The organism is Enterobacter sp. BIDMC 26, from assembly GCF_000534435.1.
In the GTDB taxonomy this organism is placed as follows: Bacteria; Pseudomonadota; Gammaproteobacteria; order Enterobacterales; family Enterobacteriaceae; genus Enterobacter; species Enterobacter ludwigii.
Genome location: NZ_KI973182.1, coordinates 39,698 through 56,771, shown reverse-complemented (window position 1 = coordinate 56,771; position 17,074 = coordinate 39,698). Strand labels below are relative to the sequence as shown.

Genomic DNA, 17,074 nt, shown 5'->3' with positions numbered 1-17,074 from the left:
CTTGTCGTTATTGCGTGGTCAGGAGATCAATCATCGCGCGGGTGGCAGCGGACTGGCGCCGGTGTGGCGCGAAGATCACCGAGAACGGCCGCGAGCGTCCGCGAAGGTGAGGAAGCACCTCCACCAGCTGACCGCGCTGTATCCTGTCCCGAACGATAAACTCATAGCTCTGGCAAATCCCCATACCGTGTTCAGCCAGGGAGACGACGCCCAGCACATCATCCGACGTTTCGATAGTTGAAGCGGGTAGCCAGTCCACATCGCGTTCGTCTTCCCGAAACACCCACGGAGCGATGCGACCGGTGCGCGGCAAAATAAACGGCAGACACATGTGTCGGTGCAAATCATCCAGCGTTTGCGGAGTCCCCATCCTGTGAAGGTACGCGGGTGATGCGACCAGCAGCAAAGCGGCATCCTCCAGTTTACGCGCGACTAAACCACTGTCGGGCATCTGACCCAAACGAATCGCCAGATCGAACCCTTCAGCAATCAGGTCGACGTTGCGGTTGGTGATGTTCAGATCCACCTGAACGCGCGGGTAGTGTTGGGAGAATCGCGCCAGCAAGGGCGGCAGGCGATAGTGACCGTAGGTAGTCGGTACACTCATGCGCACGCGTCCGGTCAGGTCGCCTTCCTGGCCCTGCCCATCACGTTCGGCTTCATCCAGCAGGGAAAAAGCAGAGCGCGCCTGCTCCAGATAGACTCTCCCTGCCTCGGTCAGGCCTACCCGACGGGTGGTTCTCTGTAAAAGCTGTCGTCCCAGACGCGTCTCGAGGCGAGAAACCGCACGACTCAACACCGAGGGCGTGGTGGACAGGGCGACGGCAGCAGCAGTAAATGAGCCGTGTTCAACGACAGCGATGAAGACCTCAACATCGCCAAGATAATCGAATTTTCTGCTCATTATGCTCTTTCAGGAACAAATGTTTTTCAATTCCGCTAATTTATCTCCAGTTGGGCGATGAGTAAAGTGTGCGCATTCATCACCAGAGGGTAAAATCATGGATCTTCAACTCACCGGTAAGACAGCACTCGTTACTGGCGCAACCGCGGGGATTGGTCTGGCCATCGCCCGCACGCTGGCGCGCGAAGGCGTGGCCGTCACCATTACTGGTCGTGACCACGCGAAATTGCAAAACGCCGTGGCAGACATTACCGCCGCTCAGCCTCAGGCGCAGGTCACCGCCATCGTTGCCGACCTGGCAAGCGCTGAGGGGGCAAAAGCCCTGATCGCGGCCTGCCCTGACACCGATATTCTCATCAACAACCTGGGCTTTTACGAAGCCCGAGACTTCGCCGACATCACCGATGATGAGTGGCTGAACATGTTCAACATCAATGTCATGTCCGGCGTTCGCCTGTCACAGCATTACTTCCCGCGCATGCTGGAACGCAACTGGGGCCGGGTGATATTTATGTCGAGCGAAGTCGGCGCGTTCACGCCGCCAGACATGGTGCATTACGGCGTCAGTAAGTCGGCGCAACTCGCCGTTTCGCGCGGTATGGCCGAACTCACGAAGGGGACGGGCGTTACGGTCAACAGCGTACTGCCTTCAGCGACCCGCTCCGACGGCATTATCGAATACCTGCGCCAGACCGCACCTGCACCGGGTATGACCGACCAGGAGATCGAAGCGAATTTCTTCCAGACCTACCGTCCCAGCTCTCTTATCGCGCGAATGATCGATGCTGATGAGATAGCCGCGATGGTCGCGCTGCTGGCAAGCCCGCTGGGCGCTGCCTCTAACGGTGCCGCGGTGCGCGTCGAAGGCGGCACCTTCCGCTCCATTCTTTAATGCAGCAGCCGTCATGACCTGAGGGGAATCAGTGTCCCCTGCTTTCCCCTATTTACCGGAGCATAGAAATGTTCAAACGTACCCGTAATATGTCCGCCATCGCGATGGCAATGTTGTTCTCTTTTGCGAGCGTAGCCAGCGCAGCGAACCAGGCCCCTCTTGAGCGCTGGCGCAGCTATACCGGCGTAACCTGGAATACGCCTGAGAAGGGGGATACGCCGACGCCGTTTTCCGGCTCGGTTAACGCGCCCATCGCAGGCATCCACTTCGATGCAAAGGGAAGAGCCTTTGTCAGCACCCCTCGACTGGTTTCAGCCGGTGCACCCGCGACGTTAAGTATTCTTGATATGACCGTGCAGACCGGACCGGCGCGCCTCACGGCATTTCCGTCCCGCGAGGGGAATGCGGTGGAAACCGCTCCCGACCAAAACCTGCGTAACGTGCTTGGCTTCTATATTGACCGTAAGAATGGCTGGCTGTGGGCCCTGGATATGGGGTTCGTCGCGGGAGAAGCGGAATCCCCCATGGGTTCGCAGAAACTGATGGTGCTGGATCTGAATACCGGCCGCACAATCAAACGCATTCCACTGGATGGCGTGGCAGACCGCAAGGCGAGCTTCCTCAATGATGTGGTTGTTGATGAGACGCGCCGTGTCGCCTACATCTCCGACAGCGGCTCGCGCAGTGCGCCTGAGAACCGCGTCGGTCTTATCATCGCCGATTTCGCAACCGGCACTGCCCGACGCGTGCTCGACCGTCATCCAGACCTGCAGATTGAGCCGGGTGTGAAAGTCGTCTCGCACGGGGCTGAAGTCTGGCCAGGTCATCCATTACTGATTGGCATCAACGGTATTGCGCTGTCTCCGGATACCGGCACGCTCTACTGGACGGTGACGACAGGGACCCATGCGTTTGCGGTACCGACTGACATTCTGCGAAAGCCTGGTGCTGACGATGCGCAGATTGCGGCGCAGATCCGGGATCTTGGATCGGTGGGAGGCAATACCGACGGTATCGTGACCGATGCCAAAGGCAACCTCTATATCACCGATGTGACACACAACGGTATTGTCAGGTATGAACCGAAGAGCGGCTCAATGACCCTGATGGCGTCAAACGACGGCGTACACTGGCCGGACACGCCGGCCATCAATCCGGACGGGGATCTGATCTTTACCTCCAGCAGCCTGAACGACCATTTTGCTGGCGCGGTCAAACCTGGCCAGGAGCGCTATGACGTATGGCGTTTACCCCTGAAGGCGTTGCAGGTTAAGCACCAGTAACGCGACTGCGCATGCTCAGCACTGGAAACACTACACGCTCACAGGGACTCTCCTTGTGGGCGTGTACATTACTGACGACGGTGTATACGAGATAACCGGTGCAGCCAGAAGCAAACGGGCAATGACAGCAACAGAAAAAGGCAAAATGCGGCCAGGAATGCATCCGTTGTAGTAAAATGCAGGACTGAAGCCGCCAGTCCCCCTGCGATTCCACTGAGCACTATCAGGCCAAAAAACACCCACCCGGTAGAGTACCAGAGAATATTGTTGATTAGTCTTCTTATCATCTGCTGACTTCTGCGAATAATATTGGAATGAATAAGATATCGGTTTGAGAACGCCGGACATAATCCCTGCCGCCATATCAATAGGGCTGAAATCGCTGTATCCGAAACGACCCGTTCTTACCGGTATACATTGACGCTGAAACTGCCGGTATTATCAGAGTATCCAGCCTCTGTATCGGCAATATACAGATGCAGGATACCGCTCTGGGGAGCCGCCCATTTATATACTCCACCGCCTATATCATAACCTTTGCCAAGGGTATCAAATCTCGCCTTGAGCACCTTATCATTGCAGGTAATGAGCCCTTCTTTCACCCTGCCATCCGGCACCGCCAGCGCAAATTCTTCTTTACCGTATTTAATCCAGCCAGAGGCCATTATCGTTATCTCATCACCGGCATTCAGTTGCAGGCCTGTATTAATACCGGCAGGAATATTTGCAGGAACTTCTCCGGACCATTCTGGCTTAGACGTCATGCTATTCTCCTTTATCAAACTTCATTAACATTACATTTGATGCGTGCTTTGCATCAATCAAAGACAAAACTCCCCTGCATGTGACAGACATCACACTAAGTATTCATAACGTTTCATCATGGATGCATATGAATATATTTATCTTTACCAAGCTTATGTCGCAAGAATAATTCGATTTCTTTTTTTACGCTGCGATTTATATAAATACACCGACACAGAACACAACTAAGCCACTGATTTTTAGTTTATTTTAATGTTAACTATAGGAGTAATCGCACTTTTAATCATGACTGTAATTATACCTTTAGTAAATTAATTACCATACCCGAATGGCGGTAATAATAGGTACACAAAGCAGTGAGAGGGCGCATTACAGCACCGCCTGCCGTGATATCCGTCCAATAAAAAACATCTACCTCTCCACTTAATTTCACGCCTCCCCGACGAAAAAGGAATGGGTTAACAAATATCCACTTAGTTACCCTGTGTATTACTTTTTTGGTTTCAACATATACCTCTCACGCGCACGCATTACCGCTCTGGAGTAACAAAACACAGCATGAGATTAATCCTAATATTTAATTCGCAGAACTGCAGCAGACGGGAGACGGACAGAAATCATCAGCATCATTTCCAGAATATTATTTGCTGAGTGGCATATCTGTTTATATTCTGATTGTGAATACCGTACCCCTTAGTAACAAAAAACATTATCTATAGGCTATTTATTACCTCATACCAGTGACAAGCTGGACGCTCTACGCTGTCACGATTACGGAGAATTATATGACTGTTTCACCTGCATGGTCGGGCAATATTGACGCAACTGCTGACACGGGCATTAATACCGGACTTAAACTAAAAGCCGGGCAAAAAATCAGTATTATTGCGGAAGGATGGATTAAATACGGTAAGGAAGACTACGCCCTGGCATCGCCATACGGCAGGCTAAAAGAGGGCTTTGTCTTACGGAACGATAAGGTGCTGAAAGCCCGATTCAGTGCATCCGGAAAAAGCTATGACATTGGCAGTGGTGTTTACCAGTGGTCGGTACCGGAAGACGGCGAGCTGATTCTCGTGGTCAGTGACTCTTCACATCGCGACAACAGCGGCGCTTTCAGCGCGGTTGTGTATATCGCTGAAGACGAAAAGAAAGCGGCGGCTCAAAAGGCGGACTGGAAAGGTCATGTTCCCGCAACGCGCAGTGACTGGACCCACACCGGCATAACCGTGAGCAAAGGGGACAAGGTGATGCTGATTGCAGCCGGTACCGCTCAGTACGACAGCCGCGGTCGCAGCTTTGGACCTGACGGCGACAGCCAGCATCCGTCAGCGCAAAAACCGGATCCCACTTTTGTCCTGCCAGAAGCACTGGCGGGGAAATTACTGATCAAAGCGGGTGAGCATATTTACGGTATCGGAAGCGGCGGTAGCGACTGGGAAGTCCCTGCTGATGGCGAAATTTCATTCATTTTTAACGATACAAATGTTGCGTCTGAATACGCCAATAATACGGGAGGCTATGACGTCAGGTTTGTTGTGCTCGGTTGAAACGCCCGCAGGGAGGCAACGTGCCATGCACTGCCTTCCCTGCCGGTTCACTGGAAAACAAAAATGAACGTTAATGGAGCCCCTGATATGAGCATTATGGACAATAAAAAAGTTGATTTGGTTTTCATCATCGACAGCAGTCTTTCAATGAAGGATGAAGCGGAAGCGCTCTGTGCAAAACTTGAGAGCGCCATTGAGGAGGCCAGAAAAGCCTGCCCTTCGGATTTACGAACTGATTTTCTGGGTATCGAAGGCGTTTTTGCCGGCACCAAATTTAATAAAACGGTCCGTCAGTTCCTGACGAGCGAGGCCGGTGCTAACCCGTCCGCCCTGAAAGGCAGAGAGTATGTCAAAGAGGGGAACCCCGCTCAGGAAGATGTGGCGCCTGCTGCGGAGGACGTTATCCGTCATTACAACTGGCGTGACGGCGCTGAAAGGAATGTTTTTGTGCTGGGAGACGAAAGTCTGAAAGGCGGAGAGATGACCCTGGATGCGGGCCGCATCAAAGCCTGCGATGATGCCATTGCCACCGCCCTGGAGTACGGTGTCAAAATCCACTCCTATCTGGGCACGCCTCATGTCTCATTACCTTATCCCACCCCGGATGATGAGAAAGCCATGGTTCGGGAATACAAGCGCCTGGCGCTTCGTACGGGTGGTGAGCATTATATCTACACCTCCGGCATTGCCGATTTTGCCTCGGTTTTAAAAAGCACCATTTGCGCCAGTAAGGCCACGCAACACGACAGCGTGGCGAACAAAAAAGAAGAAGCAGATGCGCTGGAAGGTAAAACGCCAGCGAAGACGCCTGGTAATGGCAGCGATCTGTGCGCACAGGCCCCTGAGATTGTCCGGGCGGTGAATACGCTTGCTGATGTACTTAAGAACCTGATTGACGCTTGCGCCAGCGACTGTCGTTGCAAAGAGAAAACGCCCCCTTGCCCGTGTCAGGAACATCACAACAAACCGGTGCCCCCCTCCTCACCCCCCGCTGCGCCGGACACTTCCCCTGTCAGTCCCGAGCCGCCAGCAAAACCATTCCTGGATGAGAGTAAGTTTACGAATAATCACCTGAATCACTGGCAGTTCGGACCGGCAACGCCTGAGCATGAGTTTTACTCAGAAGGTGGCGCGACCATGATTCGTTTTCCGACCACCAATGTTAAAGGTCGGACACACAATGGTGTGCTGCTTTATAAACATTATTCGGAACTCCAGCCGGGGAAACGCTATCGCTTCAGCCTTCAGGCTCGCAGGGATAATGACTACAAGGTGATACCCGAACTGTCACTGCGGGTGGCAGGCCAGGATATTACCTCGGTTACAGCACTTTCCGTGCAAGGCGAGTGGGTCACGCTGTCAGGTGAGTTTACGGCGGCGCAGGGCGATAATGTGCTGGAAATTTTCAGCCATAAAGCCAGCGGCGATGGTAACGATTTCAGCATTACTGGAATCACAGTAAAATCCGTCGATTGATTTTGTTACGCTGAATTAATTTCAGATATGAAGTGATGCCGGTTTGGCTACGCGTTGGTTAAACCAGGCATCACTGCTTAGCCAGTGTGCGTCACGCTTGAGATAACGTTGGTCTGGCCCGGTAATACACGGTGGGCATGATTACCCTCGTCGACAGGTTTACCTGAGCAGTTAAACCCGCGTGTTACCAGGGAAGCGCAATTTTCTCATCATTCGCTTTCTCGCCGTAATACAGAGAAGGCAGGAAACGAGACAAGAACGTGAACTCTGTATAACAGTGTCGCATAAGCGCTAATCCAACGTCATCGGCAGGTTCAGCGTGGTCGTCATTACTCATACCCAGAATAAACCGGCTACGAAGCACACACCCAAAAGGCGTATCCCGGACAACATGTAGCATTTGTCCGTCCAGCGGGTCGCCCTGACTATCCAGTTCAGTTTTTTCACCGAAGCCTATCCTTGCGGCAATGATTGCCGAGACACTCCCATCCGCCATTGCCTTGTCGACAGCCATTTCGCCAAATACCGATGCAGGGTGATGGAATTTAAGACGCGCGGGAATGGGAGGGATTTCAGCTAATGATTCAACTGCATGGATGCTTGCGCCGTAAAAACTTTCCCCACGCTTCCAGTTGGCATCCCATCCACGATGCTCAACATGATCAACGGGATGCCACCATTTTATATGCTGCGTCGTTTCAAAAAAGGTAAACCACCAGTTAATCATACGCCCTTTGCAGCCATGTAAATCAGTGCGTACGGCGACCAGCAGACTCCCGTCATCCAGACGTTTAATACCTGTCTCCAGCGGCATGGGAGAAGGATCAAGCAATGCCGAATAATCCAGCCAGGGCCTGGCAATATCGTGTTGTCGCATTTTTTTCTCCATTAGCATTCGGAAGTTCGCACCATTTAGGAAACGAAGTGCGTTTCCTAAACATTACCGATAGAATGGTCGTATGACAAGCGAAAAGGAATCTCAAGGATGACCTCACCAACCAAACCACGCGGACGCCCCTCAGTCCCTGAGGAAGAGGTGAAGAAACAAATCATTGGTAGCGCGATGGCCTTGCTCTTTGATAAAGGCTATGACGCCACAACAATTGAGGCGGTTGCATCGCACGCAGGCGTTGCCAAAAAGACCGTCTATCGCTTTGCGAAAAACAAGGAGGAATTGCTTGGCCTTTCGGTTCGAAACTGGACGGATAACTATGCCCCACTCCTGCAGAGCGATCCGACAGATAAGAATGACGTTTTACCGGCCTTAAGAAAATTACTGGCTGCGATTTGTGGTCAGGCGCTATCAGTAACCGCCGTGAAAATGTTTCGTCTTCTCAATACTGAATTTCCTGGTAAAGATGATCTTCTCAAGAAATATAATGAAAATGGCATAGCGCGCGGCCAACAATTACTCACTGAGTGGATTACACGACAGCAAAAACAGGGCTGGTTGCCGATGTTACCTGCAGATACCAGTGCCAAAGTCATACTCGCCATGTGTATCGCCGAACCTCTTCGGCAGGCGGCGATTGGTTTAATTGATCCCGTTGAGAAAATCGATATTGAGGCACATTTGGATTCTTGTATGCCTTTTATTTTACTTATATTCAGGCAAGGTGATGAATAACATAGTACCTGGCAATTCGATAATAGGAATCAATTTTAATGCGCAACCTTCTGTTTTATAATGATTTACAAAGAAACACATTTAGAGATACCCCCATAAGTACCCCCATTTCATTTCCATATAGAACGAAGTCCCATAAATACCCAAAGAAAATCCTTCATATGATCTTGAAAATCATACACAACAAAACTTATGTAAATGCAATGCATGTGGACATTTATATAAGATCGGTACAATTTCTACATCTAGACACGAACAATACCGGTGCCGGGAGTTCTAAGTTCTTTTAGCCAGCTATTAAGGTTATGCTTATTAATCTCTTCTATGGGGTAGCTACGCGCCTCTACTGTGTTACGAGCACCGACACTAAACTCAGAAGATGTCACTAGAAAACCTAACTCACATCCTTCATGAAGGATATCAGCATACAATCCTTTCACAGTAACTTTATCTGTTTTTGAATTCAATCTCTTGCATTGAATGATGAAACTAGGTGCCCCTTCTTTTTTATCATTCCAAGCTCTAATATCCACTCCATCATCATTACTACCAGGTCCCAACTCAATATTATAACCAAACCTTTTAAAGCACTCAGCAGTTAACTCTTCGAATTTTCTCCAATGAATCTCCCCTAACTTATTTGTATTATTAGACAGAAAATCAATAAACCTTTGGTCTAAAAATTCACCTTCTGATGCAATCGGCTTATACTGTTCAAATAAGTCTGAAAGATTAATAATATTTTTATATTGGTGGAATTTCATAAAAGTATTTGGGCTATGTTTTAATGCACTATCGTAGGCCTCTATAAGAAGCATTAATGCCTCCAAACCTTTTCGCCCGAACTTTCTTCCAGCCTCTTCAATCATACCTGTGGGGCTTAACAATTTATGACCTGAGTTTAAGGCTTTTTGTGTCTCAATTTCGATGTGTCGTCGATAAATCTCATTTATTCCAGAAGTAATTTTTTGTCCATATTTATGTTCCATTTCTCGGATGAGTTTGAAAATTTCAAATATACCATTAAGAGGTCTTTCCGTAGCTCCAATTTTATATAATAGCGTATAGTAAAGCCTATCATAATCTTCAGATCTGATACGAAAAGCATGATTTTCGGAAGAAATTATATCATCATCAAATCCGGTTCCAGAAAGAAGGTCGCATATTTGTTCAATTGATGCAGCAACTCCAGATTTATGGCCTATTATCTCATGAAGATGATTAGACAAATCATACCTATCGAACCATATTGCTCCCATAGCCCCTCCTCGAATCTAGATTGAATAGTTTTAATTTTTATATTACAAAAGATCACATAACTCAATACGATATTGATATTCTTACTAGTCAAATGTGTCTTCAATCACAAAGGTCATTAAAATTTAATGGAATCAGTTCTTGCTATCATTTTCATCTTTTTCAGCGGCTTGCGGTAATACTGCAGCAGCAGCTTCCTCCGCTTCTTCTTGGCGCGCCACATTACGTTTAACCATATCCGGTCCAATTAAGCTGAAAAGCACCGTTAACAATTGCCACAAAGTGAGAAAAACAAGGAGCCCATAGGATATACCTCTGAACACTTCTTTGTGAGATAAAATCCAGTTAAATTGCTTAAGTAATGGTGCAACAATTCCTACAAGTAATACAGTAGCTAATATTGCTGATGAATGAACAATAGGTGTGAAAAGCCGATGGATTCCTTGCCCATTGCTTTCAGACACTCCACCCCGAAAAGATTTTTTTAATCTTTCTGGATAAATTATTGCAAACCATGCACCTACCACTGCAAATATGATTGACGCAGTGGTTCTGAGCGCTTCAAAAAGAGGCCACTGGAGAATAAAAGCAACATTTCTACCTAGGTATCCAGCCATACCTACAGTGGCAAAAAGTATTATAATGCCAATTACTACACCTGCAGCCTCTAATTTTCTCATAACAACCCTGCACCATTTAATATAACATTCTTGTGCCTAACCAACTCTCGCATCAAAGAATCGAGGTTAACTAACTCAATATTTTCTCTCTCAAGATCAAGTTGATGCTCCATTCTTGCTAAAGACTTACTAAGCCAATAAGGCTTATTAGATTGGCCTTCAAAGTAAAAGCCATAGTCATTTACTTCGCTTGGATCGGCTTCCCAGTCATCAATCATTGCATTCACGTCTTGTAGAGTGACGTCAGGCGATAATGTATATCTAACTTTAGTTGTGACATTCGGCCCTTGCTGAGGAGCAAGATGTATAACCTGTAACATTTTTTGCCATAACTCGAGCTCTTGTCTTTTAGTAAGGTCTAACTCTACTATACGTTCGATTTTTTTCACGTGAGCAGCATTCTGCCTAATGATTTCATGTTTACCACCATTACGAACTAAAACAGAACTAAATTTAGGGATATAGTGTTTCTCTTCTTCATTTCTATCTGCAGGATTATTTTTATAACCTTTTATGCGAACTTCCACACTTCCATCTTCATTTCTAATTGGTTCAGCATCAACATGACGTGAAGATTGCTTTAAGAAGCAGTTCAAATAATACTGAAGGGATGATTGTGAGGTTAATTTATTATGAAGCCTTACTGTTGCAAACAAATTCATATCAGGAATAAACCAAAAGTATGTTGCATAGCCTGGTATACTCCCGCCCTGAACAGCGTTCAAAATCACCTGAGGATCTGCCCCAAACCTCATAGTTTCACTTATGGAAGGGACTTGCTGGCCGTTAGTGGGAATTTCGTTCCAAATCAACAACCCCCAGTCATTCCCACTATTTTTTGCATCGACAAGATAGCAGGGATATCGCTCCTCATTTGCTTCAAAAGTTTTCGTCTGTTTAAGCGTTTTTGTTCGGGCCCACCCTTGTAAATCAGTTAGCATCTCGGCAGTGCTACCAAAAGCTGGCTGCTGACTTCCGTGGGAATAGTATCCTGCTTTATTTATTCTATAAAAAGTAAAAACCGCCTGCTCAATCGCCATGTGTTAAACCCAAAGGAATACGAAAACTCTTAATGTAATGTCTTTTGGAATTTTATGTTACTGATCGTTTGAACAGTTACCACTGTTCAAATATACAGTATCTGCATCATTCTTCAAGTTGATTTCTTTACTTTACAATTTCACAACTAGTCCATTAGGGAAGCATACTCAATACCCTGTAGCACTTCACGAGTCTGTAAGTGCAAGAAAAAATGGCACCTTCGTTTTAACTGAAGTTTTCTAAAGCGGTAGACGTTGATACTTCCATAGTAAGGCATAACAAACCATAACAGGCTGACACCTGCCCTGCTTCGCATCAGCCCTTTACGCGTTGGCAGCAGCTGTTGTGCGTGAGCGTTAGAATCCGTTAGGTTGGGTTGACACTTTTCCCAGTTTCTCGCGAAAAAGTGTCAAGTTTGAGGGACTGGGGGTTTACAGTTTTTCGCCGTCCAGCAGGCAGAGTGACATTAAACCAGTTTTGTTCCAGTCATCCAGCGTATCGGTGTGCATTGTGGCAACGTAAGCCAGCTCAGAACGAAGAAACCGTAAAGCGCCTGCTGCACGGTCTTTGCCATAGAAGCTGTGGGTTTCTTCATCCGGCCGGAAGAGAATCAGCAGTTGCTCTTCGGGCTCGTGCTAAATATCAAAACCCAGCTCAGCGGCTGCGGCCTCTATCCGCTGGCCAGCATCCATATCTGCCAGCAGCGCTTTCCCGCCGTCATGCTCCCATACCCATGCGGCGGCCTGCGCCCACGTCATTTCAGTCTGGTGTTCGCCAGCACCAGCAGAATTTTGTTTAGTCTGCGATGCTTCGACATCCACTTTATCGCCTGAAATAACAATTTCACCGCGGGCTATCCAGCCGTAAACCTTCTGCCGACTAACCCAGCTTCTCTATACCGGCTACATGATATTTTAAGCGCCAGTATTTGCCGCCTTAAGGATGGATCATGAGATACAAACCACCACCATTAGCCAACTTGTAAGCCTTCTCTTAGTGGCATTTAGTTTCACCTGGAGATACCTACTTAAGACCGAACTACAAGTACCCTTGTACCAACTGACCATTGATTATCAGGGGATTTTAGTAGACGTGGAGATACTAAAAGGGTTTCAAAGCGCAGGATATAAGGGATTTTGGTGAACTTTAGTCGACTTGGGGAGACGTTAGAATGGTGCCGATAATAGGAGTCGAACCTACGACCTTCGCATTACGAATGCGCTGCTCTACCAACTGAGCTATATCGGCCCTGAAAGGCCGGTTACGAGCGTAACCACGGGGCAAAAGGTTAGATCTAACCGGGTGATGCGTCAATGCCCTTTTGAATCAAACGGCTATTTTTGCATCACCCGTGATTATTTACGCACGAATCGTATCATCACCGAAGCCGATCCACTTGTAGGTGGTCAGTGCTTCCAGGCCCATCGGGCCTCTTGCATGCAGTTTTTGCGTGCTGACAGCAACTTCTGCGCCCAGGCCGAACTGGCCACCGTCGGTGAAGCGGGTTGAGGCATTCACGTATACGGCGGAGGAGTCCACCTCATTCACAAAGCGATCGGCATTGCGCAGGGTACGCGTCAGAATCGCATCCGAGTGCTGGGTACCATGTTCACGGATGTGAGCAATGGCATCGTCAAGACTCGCAACCACCTTCACATTCAAATCCAGCGACAAAAACTCGTCGTCGTACTGTTCCGCTTTCACCGGTACCACCGTCGCCGGGCCGTCTTTCAGCAGTGCCAGCGCGTTGGCATCCGCGTGCAGCGTCACGCCGCTTTCGGCCATCTGTTTGCTCAGAGCAGGCAGGAAGGTATTGGCGATGCCCTGATGCACCAGCAGCGTTTCAACCGTATTACAGGTGCTTGGACGCTGGGTTTTGGCATTGACGATAATCTTCAGCGCCGGTTCAATCTCGGCACTGTCATCAACCACGATATGGCACACGCCGATACCGCCCGTGATTACAGGAATGGTCGACTGCTCACGGCACAGCTTGTGCAGGCCCGCGCCACCGCGTGGGATCAGCATGTCGATGTATTTATCCATGCGCAGCATCTCGTTCACCAGCGCACGGTCCGGGCTCTCGATTGCCTGTACGGCACCTGCCGGCAGGCCACACTCTTCCAGCGCCTGCTGGATAACGTTTACGGTCGCGGCGTTGGTACGCCAGGTCTCTTTCCCGCCACGCAGAATGGCAGCGTTGCCAGTCTTCAGGCACAGGGAAGCGACATCAACCGTAACGTTGGGACGGGCTTCATAGATCACGCCAATCACGCCCAGCGGCACGCGACGACGCTCAAGGCGCAGCCCGCTGTCGAGCAGCCCACCATCAATGACCTGACCTACCGGATCGGCAAGATTGCAGACCTGGCGGACATCGTCAGCGATGCCTTTCAGACGTGCCGGGGTCAGCGCCAGGCGGTCGAGCATTGCTTCGCTCAGGCCATTGCGACGCGCTTCCAGCAGATCCTGCTCGTTGGCGAGCAGAATCTCCTGCGACTGCGATTCCAGATAATCAGCGATTTTTTCCAGCACGCGGTTTTTCTCGCGGCTGGAAAGGAGCGCCAGTTTGTAAGAGGCGGCCTTCGCGGCTGCGCCCATTTGTTCCAGCATTTTCTGGCTCCTTAACGAATAATCATGTCATCACGATGCACGGCAACCGGGCCATATTCATAACCCAGAATGGCGTCGATCTGCTGTGAATGGTGACCCGCAATACGGCGCAGGGCATCGCTGTTGTAGCGGCTTACGCCGTGGGCGATGTCACGACCTTCGAGATTACGGATACGGATCACTTCACCACGTGAGAAGTTGCCTGTCACGCTTTTAATTCCTTTAGGAAGTAATGAGCTCCCTCTTTCCAGAATTGCGGCGGTCGCCCCTGCATCAACGGTGAGTTCGCCTGCCGGCGGTGCGCCAAAGATCCAGCGTTTACGGTTCTCCAGCGGGGATGCCTGCGCGTGGAAGCGGGTTCCCACGGAGATGCCTTCCATCACGTCGCCAATCACGCCAGGACGGCTGCCCGCGGCAATGATGGTGTCGATACCGGCACGGCATGCCACGTCAGCAGCCTGCAGTTTGGTCCCCATCCCGCCGGTCCCGAGGCCTGAAACGCTGTCACCTGCGATGGCGCGTAGCGCATCGTCGATACCGTGTACATCGGTAATCAGTTCAGCATCTGGATTTGAACGCGGGTCGGCGGTGAAGAGCCCCTGCTGGTCGGTCAGGAGCAGTAATTTATCAGCGCCTGCCAGAATTGCGGCCAGCGCCGAGAGGTTATCGTTATCACCCACTTTGATTTCAGCGGTGGCAACGGCATCGTTTTCGTTAATGACGGGAACGATGTTGTTATCCAGCAGCGCACGCAGCGTATCGCGCGCGTTCAGGAAACGCTCCCGGTCTTCCATATCCGCACGCGTCAGCAGCATCTGCCCGACGTGGATGCCATAGATAGAAAACAGCTGTTCCCAGAGTTGAATGAGTCGGCTTTGTCCCACGGCGGCCAGCAGCTGTTTAGAGGCGATCGTCGCGGGGAGTTCGGGGTAACCCAGGTGTTCACGCCCGGCGGCAATCGCCCCGGAGGTCACAATTACAATACGATGCCCTGCGGCATGCAACTGAGCGCACTGACGTACAAGCTCAACAATGTGGGCGCGATTAAGGCGGCGCGATCCGCCTGTTAAAACACTGGTACCGAGTTTTACCACCAGCGTCTGGCTGTCACTCATGATTCTCTGCCGTTCAACGATAAGGGAAAATGATGTCAAACGAACGTTTTAACAGGTGTCAGCCCCGTTGCCAACTGCCTTAGCACATCGCGAAACACTTTGTTGCGCGGGATCAGGAAGCGTAGCGGCAAAATTTGACAGTTTTATTACCGAAATAATAAATCACAGTTTTTTAAAATTATTCTTAATTTGTCATAAAAGTTTCATTGCGTAACGTTAAAACCCTTTCTGTTTTTTCACGGGACTTAAGCATGAGCTTATCGTCCAGCGAATTTTTTTAGCGCGTTTATAAGACAGGATCGAAAATGAAAAAGAGCACACTGGCATTAGTGGTAATGGGCGTTGTGGCTTCCGCATCTGTACACGCAGCCGAAGTTTATAATAAAAACGGTAATAAACTGGACGTATACGGCAAAGTTAAAGCAATGCACTACATCAGCGATGATGACACTAAAGATGGTGACCAGACTTACGTCCGTTTCGGTTTTAAAGGCGAAACACAGATTAACGATCAGCTGACGGGCTATGGCCGTTGGGAAGCTGAATTTGCCGGTAACAAAGCAGAAAGCGACTCTACACAGAAAACGCGTCTGGCGTTTGCTGGTCTGAAACTGAAAGACATTGGCTCTCTGGATTACGGTCGTAACCTGGGCGCACTGTACGACGTTGAAGCCTGGACCGATATGTTCCCTGAGTTCGGTGGTGACTCTTCAGCCCAGACTGATAACTTCATGACCAAACGTGCGAGCGGTCTTGCCACCTACCGTAACACCGACTTCTTCGGTGCGGTTGATGGCCTGGATATGACCCTGCAGTATCAGGGCAAAAACGAAAACCGCGACGTCAAAAAACAGAACGGTGACGGTTTCGGTACCTCTCTGACCTATGACTTCGGTGGCAGCGACTTCGCCGTCAGCGGTGCCTACACCAACTCTGACCGTACTAACGCACAAAACCTGCTGACGCGCGGTGAAGGTAAAAAAGCGGAAGCATGGGCAACCGGTCTGAAATATGACGCTAACGATATTTATCTGGCAGCGATGTACTCTGAAACCCGTAATATGACCCCAATTTCGGGTGGTTTTGCGAATAAGGCTCAGAACTTTGAAGTTGTTGCACAATACCAGTTCGATTTCGGTCTGCGTCCGTCCCTGGGTTATGTCCAGTCTAAAGGCAAGGATATCGAAGGTGTGGGTGACGAAGATCTGGTGAAATACATCGACGTGGGCGCGACCTATTATTTCAACAAGAATATGTCCGCGTTTGTTGATTATAAAATCAACCAGATTGATGACGACAATAAACTGGGCGTGAGCAGCGATGACATCGTTGCTCTGGGTATGACCTACCAGTTCTGATATTGTTGAAATAAAAAATCCCGGCGCAGATGCCGGGATTTTTTTGCCTGGAGGGGGTCGGGTTTACTGCCCTCACCCCATCCCTCGCGAAGAGAGAGAGAAATATCGCGATTACGCCGTCAGCTTAACCGCTTCGCTGGAAAAGTTATCCGCGGGTTCAAGCTTCAGATCCAGGGTGGCCAGCAGTGCTCTTGCCTTTTCGAGGTACTCTTTCAAAGTATGCTCCAGGCGGTCGATCACTTCCTGGTCTTTGATGGGGGCTGTTTGCCAGTAGCCGTCTTTATTAAACAGGCCGAACTGGTAGCTATACGTAAAACGTTTTTCTTCCGCTTCCATTTCCATCCACCAGCCCCAGAATTCACGTTTTTCGGGTGCAGGCTTCACGTTGACGCATACAGCCAGGCAGTCGAAAAAAAAGCGATTTTCTTCACACTGCTCTTCTCGAATATACGGGCCGAGAGCCATAAACTTCTTGATCAGTCTACTTTTCGGGTGTCCACTCGGTAACGTCAT

16 protein-coding genes and 1 tRNA gene are annotated in these 17,074 nt (G+C 49.5%); 6 read left to right on the top strand and 11 right to left on the bottom strand.

Going from position 1 to position 17,074, the window contains the following annotated elements:
• Positions 1–7 precede the first annotated feature (7 nt).
• The gene (locus L462_RS22990; protein ID WP_032677486.1) at positions 8–904 is read right to left on the bottom strand and encodes a LysR family transcriptional regulator; all 897 of its coding nucleotides are present in this window, start codon (positions 902–904) and stop codon (positions 8–10) included.
• Positions 905–1,001: 97 nt separating this feature from the next.
• Between L462_RS22990 and L462_RS22995 the strand changes: the two genes are divergently transcribed.
• Positions 1,002–1,796 carry an SDR family NAD(P)-dependent oxidoreductase gene (locus L462_RS22995; protein WP_032677485.1) on the top strand — a complete coding sequence of 265 codons (795 nt, stop codon included), beginning with the start codon at positions 1,002–1,004 and terminating at the stop codon, positions 1,794–1,796.
• Between the two features lie 68 nt (positions 1,797–1,864).
• Complete coding sequence (locus tag L462_RS23000; protein ID WP_032677483.1) at positions 1,865–3,079, top strand: L-dopachrome tautomerase-related protein; 1,215 nt, start codon at positions 1,865–1,867, stop codon at positions 3,077–3,079.
• Between the two features lie 404 nt (positions 3,080–3,483).
• Here the strand turns inward: L462_RS23000 and L462_RS23005 are convergent, their stop codons facing one another.
• Entirely contained in the window at positions 3,484–3,843 is a 360-nt protein-coding gene (locus L462_RS23005; RefSeq protein ID WP_032677482.1) for a LecA/PA-IL family lectin, read from the bottom strand.
• A gap of 786 nt (positions 3,844–4,629) precedes the next feature.
• Between L462_RS23005 and L462_RS23010 the strand changes: the two genes are divergently transcribed.
• The gene (locus tag L462_RS23010; RefSeq protein ID WP_032677481.1) at positions 4,630–5,394 is read left to right on the top strand and encodes a LecA/PA-IL family lectin; all 765 of its coding nucleotides are present in this window, start codon (positions 4,630–4,632) and stop codon (positions 5,392–5,394) included.
• Positions 5,395–5,481: 87 nt separating this feature from the next.
• Complete coding sequence (locus L462_RS23015; protein ID WP_254067906.1) at positions 5,482–6,870, top strand: carbohydrate binding domain-containing protein; 1,389 nt, start codon at positions 5,482–5,484, stop codon at positions 6,868–6,870.
• 184 nt (positions 6,871–7,054) lie between these two features.
• On the opposite strand, the gene L462_RS23020 is transcribed toward L462_RS23015, so the two are convergent.
• Entirely contained in the window at positions 7,055–7,747 is a 693-nt protein-coding gene (locus L462_RS23020) for a DAPG hydrolase family protein (RefSeq protein WP_020885264.1), read from the bottom strand.
• Between the two features lie 108 nt (positions 7,748–7,855).
• Here L462_RS23020 and L462_RS23025 point away from each other — a divergent pair, with 108 nt between their 5' ends.
• On the top strand, positions 7,856–8,497 hold the full coding sequence (locus tag L462_RS23025; protein ID WP_032677479.1) for a TetR/AcrR family transcriptional regulator: 642 nt from the start codon (positions 7,856–7,858) through the stop codon (positions 8,495–8,497).
• Positions 8,498–8,742: 245 nt separating this feature from the next.
• Here the strand turns inward: L462_RS23025 and L462_RS23030 are convergent, their stop codons facing one another.
• The 7 genes from L462_RS23030 to proB form a co-directional block, all read right to left on the bottom strand.
• Positions 8,743–9,756: a restriction endonuclease gene (locus L462_RS23030; protein ID WP_032677478.1), complete on the bottom strand. Its 1,014-nt coding sequence runs from the start codon at positions 9,754–9,756 to the stop codon at positions 8,743–8,745.
• 132 nt (positions 9,757–9,888) lie between these two features.
• Positions 9,889–10,434 carry a hypothetical protein gene (locus L462_RS23035; RefSeq protein ID WP_032677476.1) on the bottom strand — a complete coding sequence of 182 codons (546 nt, stop codon included), beginning with the start codon at positions 10,432–10,434 and terminating at the stop codon, positions 9,889–9,891.
• The gene (locus tag L462_RS23040) at positions 10,431–11,474 is read right to left on the bottom strand and encodes a hypothetical protein (RefSeq protein ID WP_032677475.1); all 1,044 of its coding nucleotides are present in this window, start codon (positions 11,472–11,474) and stop codon (positions 10,431–10,433) included. The genes L462_RS23035 and L462_RS23040 overlap by 4 nt, the downstream gene beginning before the upstream one ends.
• Before the next feature lie 636 nt (positions 11,475–12,110).
• Entirely contained in the window at positions 12,111–12,296 is a 186-nt protein-coding gene (locus L462_RS25440; RefSeq protein WP_255358167.1) for a hypothetical protein, read from the bottom strand.
• Positions 12,297–12,647: 351 nt separating this feature from the next.
• Positions 12,648–12,723: transfer RNA gene (locus L462_RS23045), tRNA-Thr, on the bottom strand.
• Positions 12,724–12,834: 111 nt separating this feature from the next.
• Complete coding sequence (gene proA / locus L462_RS23050; RefSeq protein WP_014168771.1) at positions 12,835–14,088, bottom strand: glutamate-5-semialdehyde dehydrogenase; 1,254 nt, start codon at positions 14,086–14,088, stop codon at positions 12,835–12,837.
• Positions 14,089–14,099: 11 nt separating this feature from the next.
• Positions 14,100–15,203 (bottom strand): glutamate 5-kinase, encoded by a 1,104-nt coding sequence (gene proB, locus L462_RS23055; protein WP_032677473.1) that lies wholly within the window; start codon positions 15,201–15,203, stop codon positions 14,100–14,102.
• Between the two features lie 305 nt (positions 15,204–15,508).
• On the opposite strand from proB, the gene phoE reads away from it, so the two are divergent.
• The gene (gene phoE / locus L462_RS23060) at positions 15,509–16,561 is read left to right on the top strand and encodes a phosphoporin PhoE (protein WP_014168769.1); all 1,053 of its coding nucleotides are present in this window, start codon (positions 15,509–15,511) and stop codon (positions 16,559–16,561) included.
• A 111-nt stretch (positions 16,562–16,672) separates the two neighbouring features.
• Here the strand turns inward: phoE and crl are convergent, their stop codons facing one another.
• Positions 16,673–17,074, bottom strand: coding sequence for a sigma factor-binding protein Crl (gene crl / locus L462_RS23065; RefSeq protein WP_020882784.1), 402 nt, complete (start codon positions 17,072–17,074; stop codon positions 16,673–16,675).